Source organism: Mucilaginibacter sp., assembly GCF_039207105.1.
GTDB lineage: Bacteria > Bacteroidota > Bacteroidia > Sphingobacteriales > Sphingobacteriaceae > Mucilaginibacter.
On sequence record NZ_JBCECK010000227.1, the window covers coordinates 1 to 6,079 of the forward strand.

Below are 6,079 nucleotides of genomic sequence, written 5' to 3' on the forward strand. Positions count from 1 at the left end.
AATGCTGGGCAACTGGAGCTTTGGCGACTACTTTAAAAAAGAAGCCATTGCCTGGAGCTGGGAGCTGCTTACCGAAGTTTATAAACTACCTAAAGACCGCCTGTACGTTACCTATTTTGAAGGTGATGGAAAGGAAGGTTTGGAGAAAGATACCGAAACTTATGAGTTTTGGAAAGCCCTCGTAGCTGAAGACCATATCCTGCCCGGTAATAAAAAAGATAATTTTTGGGAAATGGGCGAAACCGGCCCCTGCGGCCCATCATCAGAGATACATTATGACAGCCGCCCGGATAATGAGCGTACCGAAGTAAGCGGAGCAACTTTGGTAAATGCTGACCATGACCAGGTTATAGAGATATGGAATAATGTGTTCATGCAGTTTAACCGCTTAAAAGGTGGTAACCTGCAGCCATTGCCAGCAAAGCATGTAGATACCGGCATGGGCTTTGAACGTTTGGTGCGCGTGCTGCAAGGTAAAACCTCCAACTATGATACCGATGTTTTTCAGCCGATGATTCAGTTTATTGCTGAAAAGAGCGGCAAAACCTATAATAGCGCAGCCAAACCAGGCGATGCTGACTGGAATGAGGCTGTAGCCATGCGTGTACTGGCTGACCATATCCGTGCCATTAGCTTTGCCATTGCCGATGGACAATTACCATCAAACAATAAGGCGGGCTATGTGATCCGCAGAATATTACGCCGTGCTGTACGTTATTCTTACCAATATTTAGGATTTAAGGAGCCGTTTTTAAATCAACTGGTGCCTTTGTTGGCTGAGCAGTTTAAGACTGTGTTTGGTAATCTGTATAGCCAAAAAGATTTTGTGCAAAAGGTTGTTTTAGAAGAGGAGGCAGCGTTTTTAAGGACATTGGAAAAGGGGATAAACATTTTTGATCAATATGTTTTCAGTGTTACAGCTATGCTCTTGCCCGATAAAAATTTCGAACAAATAGAAGCTAAAGTTGCTTTTGAGTTATCGGACACCTATGGTTTTCCTTTGGATTTAACAGAATTAATGGCCCGTGAAAAGGGGTTGTCTGTAGACGTAGAGGGCTTTGAAAAGTTGCTTTTACAACAAAAATCACGCTCCCGCGCTGCTACTGCTATTGATACCGGCGATTGGGTAGTTTTAAAAGAAGATGAAGGCGTTGAGTTCACAGGTTATGATGAAACCGAGACTGTTGCCCATGTTGTAAAATACCGCAAGGTAACTGCTAAAGGTAAGGAGCAATACCAGATCGTGTTGGATAAAACGCCTTTTTATGCTGAAAGCGGTGGCCAGGTAGGGGACAAGGGCGAACTGGTTTTCCCGGATGGCGAAATTGTAAAAGTAACCGATACCAAAAAAGAGAATGGCCTTACCGTACATTTTGTAGATCAACTGCCCGAAGATATTGATGATGCCTTGACTGCCATTGTTGATCCTGCCTTGCGTAGCCAGACCAATAGCAATCACTCTGCTACGCACTTGCTTCATGCCGCTTTGAAACAGGTGTTGGGCAGTCATGTGAACCAAAAAGGTTCGTTAGTAAATCCTGACTATTTACGGTTCGACTTTTCGCATTTTGCAAAAGTTACTGACGAGGAGCTGGCACAGATCGAAGCGATCGTAAACCAAAAGGTACGTCAGAATATCCCGCTAAAAGAAGAGCGGAGCGTACTATATGCCGAAGCTATAACCAGCGGTGTAACCGCCCTGTTTGGTGAAAAATATGGTGAGTATGTACGCGTGATCACTTTCGACGATGAGTTTAGCAAGGAGCTTTGTGGCGGTACGCACGTGAAAGCAACTGGACAAATTGGTTACTTTAAAATTATTGCCGAAAGTGCTGTAGCTGCCGGGGTACGCCGTATTGAGGCCATTACCGGTGTTGCCGCCGAAAATTATATCAATGCGCAAACGCTGTTGCTTACTCAATTGAAAGAATTGCTTAAAAATCCAAAAGATCTGCCTAAAAGTGTGGAGAGCTTGCTGGATGAAAACGCTAAACTGAAAAAAGAGATCGAAAAAACGATCCTTGAAAAATCATCAGGCTTGAAGAATGAGCTGGCGACGAAGGCCGAAGCTGTAAACGGTATCAATTTCATTGCTCAAAAAGTGGCTTTGCCTAATGCCGAGGCGGTGAAAAACCTGGCCTATCAATTAAAAGATATCGTAACCGATCTGTTTTTGGTACTGGCTGCGGAGTTTGATGGTAAACCAAGCCTTACCGTAATGATAGCCGAAAACCTGGTAAAAGAAAAAGGTTTGAATGCCGGTAATATCGTAAGGGAATTGGCCAAAGAGATAAAAGGTGGCGGCGGTGGTCAGCCGTTTTTTGCCACGGCGGGTGGCAGCGATGCCAGCGGCCTTGAAGCTGCACTTGTAAAAGCTAAAAGCTTTATCGGCTAAGCCGCTATTGCAAATATTCATATAACAAAAAAGACCACGTAACAGATGGTCTTTTTTGCTATTATATATGTTGGGTTATTAGTGTTTGTAGTGACCGTAGTGATGGCCGTTATCATGACGTACTACCACGCGCCTGTCGACTACTCGGGTACGGTTAACCACACGGGTGTTATAATGGTCGCGGATAATAACCTGCCTGTCGCGGGTGCCCCTATAACGTGCGTATGCTACTCTGTCATTTTCAAAATGGGTATAGGGACGAGGACGATTAACCGCCACTTTATAACCGGTTTGGATGTTATAGGCACTGTAGCGTGCAGGCAAAGCACTTCTGTATACCCAGTGGCCGCCATCTAAATACACATATTGATGTTTAGGCACGTAGTAATAGCTTTCTACATCGGGCAGGTAATAATAATTTACGCTTGAATATTCTGCAGGCGGGTTCCATATACCTAAGTTAACATTAACATGTACCTGGGCTTTTGATGGAGTAACTGAAGCTGCGAGTATAAAGCATCCGGCGAGCATTCCTAATAGTATCTTTTTCATGGTGTTCTGATCTTAATTATTCGGCGTTGTTTTATTAACGCTCTGTTGAAATAATAGACAGAGCCAGGTTATGAAGGTTTAACTATAGCATAGTTGGGTGTGTAAATTAATAGCTAAAATATTAATTATCAGCATGATTTTTTTATTAGTAGCCCGTTACAAACAAGATTTCACTAATGCCGTGTTTTTCAATAGGGCCGTCGAACAGATAATAATTAAAATTATCAATAAGCAATGCTTGTACCTTGGCTTAAACTATACTAAATCAATAGTTTTAATAGGTATATGGCTTTGTTATATGGTCGGGATAAATGTTATTTAATTAAATTTTTCGGCTTGTTTAATGCTTAAATGATATTTATACTGTATTAACTTTTATATATTTGACCTTACAAGCAGTAAAATTTGAGCTGAATTTTTATTTATGACAGTTATTAGCAATGAGGTAAGTGACAAGTACGAAGTGGTAATAGGCCTTGAAGTACATGCGCAGTTATCTACTTTAAGTAAGGCGTTCTCGGCAGATTCTGCCGCGTTTGGCGCCGAAGCTAACCACCACATCAGCGCTATATCGCTGGGGCATCCGGGTACCTTACCATTTTTAAATAAAAGAGCGGTAGAGTACGCCGTGAAAATGGGTTTGGCCTGTAATTGCACCATCAACCTGAATAATTCTTTTGCCCGTAAAAACTATTTTTATGCCGATTTGCCTAAAGGCTACCAGATCACCCAGGATCAGGCACCGGTTTGTTTAGGCGGATATGTACCTGTTAGACTGTCAGACGGGACACAAAAAGACATTGCCATTCATCACATCCACATGGAAGAGGATGCCGGCAAAAGCATGCATGACCAGCACCATGCCGATTCATTGATCGACCTGAACAGGGCTGGGGTACCGCTGGTAGAGATCGTATCGCAACCAGATATGCGCAGCGCCGAAGAAGCCGCGCAATTTATGACCGAAACACGTAAGATACTGCGCTACCTTGATATATGTGATGGAAACATGGAAGAGGGCAGTATGCGCTGCGATGCCAATATATCTGTAAGGCTTAAAGGAGCAACGGAATATGGTAACCGTTGTGAGGTAAAGAACTTAAACTCCATACGCAACCTTCAGCGGGCTATTGAACACGAATTTGCCCGCCAGGTAGATATTATTGAAAATGGCGGCTATATAGATCAAAATACTCTGAATTTTAATGCAGATACCGGCGAAACATCAGTGTTGCGGTCCAAAGAAATGGCCAATGATTACCGCTATTTCCCCGAGCCCGATCTGCCGCCTTTGAAGCTTACTCCCGAGTATCTTGAAAATATACGTAAGGGTTTACCTGCATTGCCAAACCAGTTATACCATAAGTACACCAATGAACTTGGTTTATCGGCTTATGATGCTTCGGTAATAACTGCTGAGCGTGACCTGGCTTTTTACTTTGAAGAACTTATTACCCAAACTAATTTGTATAAAGCTGCAGCCAACTGGCTAATGGGAGCTGTAAAGTCATACCTGAATGATCATGATGTTACCATTGGTAACTTTGGTGTTACACCAGGGCATCTGGCTGGCCTCCTTAAACTTGTTGACGCTGGCGTGATAAATAATTCTGTAGCTTCGCAAAAGTTATTCCCGGCCATGATCAAAGAACCGGGTAAAACCGCTGAGGAACTGGCCAAAGAGCTTAATTTGCTGATCAGTTCGGATAATGACGATGTGAGCCGCTTTATACGCGATGCCATCGCTAAATATCCGGATAAGGTAAAAGAATACCAAAAAGGCAAAAAAGGTGTTTTAGGCTTGTTTATGGGCGAGATCATGAAAAGCTCAAAAGGCAAGATCGATCCCCAGAAAACAAATCAGTTGCTGATAAAAGAATTAGAATCAAAGTAAAATTAAAGTCTCACCCTGCCTTCTCCAAAGGAGAGGGTTCAAAGGAGCGATTTAAAAAGTCCTCTCCTTTGGAGAGGATTTAGGTTAGGCTATTGAAAATCAAAGTAAAACAATGAAGAACCGCATTATAGCATCGGGAATATTATTAAGCGCATTCCTTTTTTCATGTAAAGATAAAACAGCTTTCACGATTTCCGGAACACTTAAAAATCCGGCAAGTTTAAAGATCGTATACCTGTTTGCGGCCGTTAGCAGCCCGGTACAGGTTGTGGACTCTACCACATTAAGTGAGGATGGTAAGTTTAAATTTAAGCATGATGCCCCTTACGCAAACTTATACAAACTGCGCACCGGCGATACTATGTTTGATATGATTGCTAAAAACGGTGATGATATTGATTTTGTTACCGACTTAAAGGATAGCAGCCATGCTTATACCATTACCGGTTCGGATGATTCTGAAAAGATCAAAGAATTTAACAAGATCAGTAATTTTTACGGTGAGAAAAGTAATAAGGTAGTAGCCGAATATCAGGAAAAATCGCAGGCGCTGGGTAAACAGTCAGATTCATTGCTGAAAGTTTATATGCCCATATTTCAAAAAAATATGGCCGAGTATAGTACCGCTGTGTTGAAATTTGTTAATGATAACAAAACATCGCTTGCCGGTTTTTATGCGGCAACATCATTGGATGTTGTTAAATATGAATCGCAGCTGATTGCCTATACCGACGAAATAAAAGGAAGTTTTCAGGATAACCCGGGCGTACAGCAGTTTATTAAACAAATGGAAAAGGCAAAGCCGATTTCCATAGGTCATAAAGCTCCTGATTTTACAACTGCAGGTATTGATGGCAAACCATTTAAATTATCTGATTACAAAGGTAAATACGTGATGATTGATTTTTGGGCCTCATGGTGTATGCCTTGCCGCCAGGAAAATCCAAACGTGGTAAAACAATACAATACCTTTAAATCAAAAGGGTTTAACATTATAGGTATCTCGTTAGATAAAGACAAAACACAATGGCAAAAAGCCATTGATGATGATAAGTTGACTTGGGCACATGGGTCAGACTTGAACGGCTTTGAAGGCGCTACAGAGTTGCTTTATCATGTGGAAGCTATACCTTCAAACTTCATCATTGATCCTCAGGGAAATATAGCTGCCAAGAACATTACAGGCGCTGATTTGGAAGCTTTTTTAAACAAAACATTTAGTAAGCCTCAATAAATCG

Annotated in this window: 4 protein-coding genes; 3 read left to right on the forward strand and 1 reads right to left on the reverse strand. The window is 41.9% G+C overall.

The window, feature by feature from the left end; genetic code table 11:
- On the forward strand, positions 1-2,395 hold a 2,395-nt coding region (gene alaS, locus AAGC65_RS24285), incomplete at its 5' end, for an alanine--tRNA ligase (protein ID WP_343115053.1).
- Positions 2,396-2,473: 78 nt separating this feature from the next.
- Here the strand turns inward: alaS and AAGC65_RS24290 are convergent.
- Entirely contained in the window at positions 2,474-2,947 is a 474-nt protein-coding gene (locus AAGC65_RS24290; protein ID WP_343115054.1) for a hypothetical protein, read from the reverse strand.
- Positions 2,948-3,371: 424 nt separating this feature from the next.
- Here AAGC65_RS24290 and gatB point away from each other — a divergent pair, with 424 nt between their 5' ends.
- Both gatB and AAGC65_RS24300 read left to right on the forward strand, forming a co-directional pair.
- Positions 3,372-4,841, forward strand: a complete 1,470-nt coding sequence (gene gatB, locus AAGC65_RS24295; RefSeq protein WP_343115055.1) for an Asp-tRNA(Asn)/Glu-tRNA(Gln) amidotransferase subunit GatB — start codon at positions 3,372-3,374, stop codon at positions 4,839-4,841.
- Positions 4,842-4,953: 112 nt separating this feature from the next.
- Positions 4,954-6,075, forward strand: coding sequence for a TlpA disulfide reductase family protein (locus AAGC65_RS24300; RefSeq protein WP_343115056.1), 1,122 nt, complete (start codon positions 4,954-4,956; stop codon positions 6,073-6,075).
- Positions 6,076-6,079: the final 4 nt, after the last annotated feature.